Origin of the sequence: Paenibacillus pseudetheri (assembly GCF_924513355.1) — a bacterium.
GTDB lineage: Bacteria > Bacillota > Bacilli > Paenibacillales > Paenibacillaceae > Paenibacillus_AQ > Paenibacillus_AQ pseudetheri.
The window spans coordinates 1-2,758 of sequence record NZ_CAKMAB010000082.1 but is presented as its reverse complement, the minus strand read 5'-3'; the positions used below and the strand labels follow the sequence as shown (position 1 = coordinate 2,758).

The window sequence follows — 2,758 nt, the reverse complement described above, 5'->3', positions numbered from 1 at the left end:
ATGTAGAGGCAGACCAGGGGAACTGAAACATCTAAGTACCCTGAGGAAGAGAAAACAATAGTGATTCCGTCAGTAGCGGCGAGCGAACGCGGAACAGCCTAAACCTAAGAGCTTGCTCTTAGGGGTTGTGGGACGTCTCACATGGAGTTACAAAGGAATATGGTAGGCGAAGAGGTCTGGAAAGGCCCGCGATAGAGGTAAAAGCCCTGTAGCCTAAACTGTGTTCTCTCCGAGACGGATCCCGAGTAGTGCGGGGCACGTGAAACCCCGTATGAATCCAGCAGGACCATCTGCTAAGGCTAAATACTACCTGGCGACCGATAGTGAAACAGTACCGTGAGGGAAAGGTGAAAAGCACCCCGGAAGGGGAGTGAAATAGAACCTGAAACCGTGTGCTTACAAAAAGTCAGAGCCCTATCTATGGGTGATGGCGTGCCTTTTGTAGAATGAACCGGCGAGTTACGTTTAACATGCAAGGTTAAGTCGAGAAGACGGAGCCGCAGCGAAAGCGAGTCTGAATAGGGCGATTTAGTATGTGGACGTAGACCCGAAACCGTGTGATCTACCCCTGTCCAGGGTGAAGGTGCGGTAACACGCACTGGAGGCCCGAACCCACGCATGTTGAAAAATGCGGGGATGAGGTGGGGGTAGCGGAGAAATTCCAATCGAACTCGGAGATAGCTGGTTCTCCCCGAAATAGCTTTAGGGCTAGCCTCGGTATAAGAGTAGTGGAGGTAGAGCACTGATTGGTTGCGGGGCCCGCAAGGGTTACCAAGATCAGTCAAACTCCGAATGCCATATACTTATTGCCGGGAGTCAGACAGTGAGTGCTAAGATCCATTGTCAAAAGGGAAACAGCCCAGACCATCAGCTAAGGTCCCCAAGTGTGTGTTAAGTGGGAAAGGATGTGGAGTTGCACAGACAACCAGGATGTTGGCTTAGAAGCAGCCACCATTGAAAGAGTGCGTAATAGCTCACTGGTCGAGTGACTCTGCGCCGAAAATGTAACGGGGCTAAACACACCACCGAAGCTATGGCTAGATACGTATGTATCTGGGGTAGGGGAGCGTTGTATGTGGGTTGAAGGTGTACCGTAAGGAGCGCTGGACAGCATACAAGTGAGAATGCCGGTATGAGTAACGAAAAGATCAGTGAGAATCTGATCCGCCGAAAGCCCAAGGTTTCCTGAGGAAGGCTCGTCCGCTCAGGGTAAGTCGGGACCTAAGGCGAGGCCGAAAGGCGTAGTCGAAGGACAACAGTTTGAAATTACTGTACCACCGTAATCCGCTATGAGCGATGGGGTGACGCAGGAGGGTAGTGACGCGGACTGATGGATATGTCCGTCTAAGCAGTGAGGCTGATGTGTAGGCAAATCCGCACATCGTTAAGGCTGGGCTGTGATGGGGAGCGAAAATTATAGTAGCGAAGGTCATGATCTCACACTGCCAAGAAAAGCCTCTAGCCAGGAGAAGGTGCCCGTACCGCAAACCGACACAGGTAGGCGAGAAGAGAATTCTAAGGCGCGCGGAAGAACTCTCGTTAAGGAACTCGGCAAAATGACCCCGTAACTTCGGGAGAAGGGGTGCCCCGGTAGTGTGAATAGCACGAGGGGGCCGCAGTGAAAAGGCCCAAGCGACTGTTTAGCAAAAACACAGGTCTGTGCGAAGCCGCAAGGCGAAGTATACGGGCTGACGCCTGCCCGGTGCTGGAAGGTTAAGGGGAGTGGTTAGGGGTAACCCGAAGCTATGAACCGAAGCCCCAGTAAACGGCGGCCGTAACTATAACGGTCCTAAGGTAGCGAAATTCCTTGTCAGGTAAATTCTGACCCGCACGAATGGCGTAACGACTTGGGCGCTGTCTCAACGAGAGATCCGGTGAAATTTTAATACCTGTGAAGATGCAGGTTACCCGCGACAAGACGGAAAGACCCCATGGAGCTTTACTGCAGCTTGATATTGAATTTGGGTACGATCTGTACAGGATAGGTGGGAGCCGTAGAAATCGGAGCGCAAGCTTCGGTGGAGGCGCCGTTGGGATACCACCCTGATCGTATCTAGGTTCTAACCTAGTACCCTAATCGGGTACGGGGACCGTGTCAGGCGGGCAGTTTGACTGGGGCGGTCGCCTCCTAAAGAGTAACGGAGGCGTTCCAAGGTTCCCTCAGAATGGTTGGAAATCATTCGAAGAGTGCAAAGGCATAAGGGAGCTTGACTGCGAGACCTACAAGTCGAGCAGGGACGAAAGTCGGACTTAGTGATCCGGTGGTACCGCATGGAAGGGCCATCGCTCAACGGATAAAAGCTACCCTGGGGATAACAGGCTTATCTCCCCCAAGAGTCCACATCGACGGGGAGGTTTGGCACCTCGATGTCGGCTCATCGCATCCTGGGGCTGAAGTAGGTCCCAAGGGTTGGGCTGTTCGCCCATTAAAGCGGTACGCGAGCTGGGTTCAGAACGTCGTGAGACAGTTCGGTCCCTATCTGTCGTGGGCGCAGGAAATTTGAGAGGAGCTGTCCTTAGTACGAGAGGACCGGGATGGACGTACCGCTGGTGCACCAGTTGTTTCGCCAGAAGCATGGCTGGGTAGCTACGTACGGACGGGATAAGCGCTGAAAGCATCTAAGCGTGAAGCCCCCCTCAAGATGAGATTTCCCAATTAGTAAGACCCCTTGAAGACGACGAGGTAGATAGGTTGGAGGTGGAAGTGCAGTAATGCATGGAGCTGACCAATACTAATCGGTCGAGGGCTTATCCTATA

Annotated in this window: 1 rRNA gene; it reads left to right on the top strand. The window is 52.9% G+C overall.

Features of this window, described 5'->3' with window-relative positions:
* Positions 1-2,756, top strand: a 23S ribosomal RNA gene (locus L1028_RS30805); the annotation flags it as partial.
* Positions 2,757-2,758: the final 2 nt, after the last annotated feature.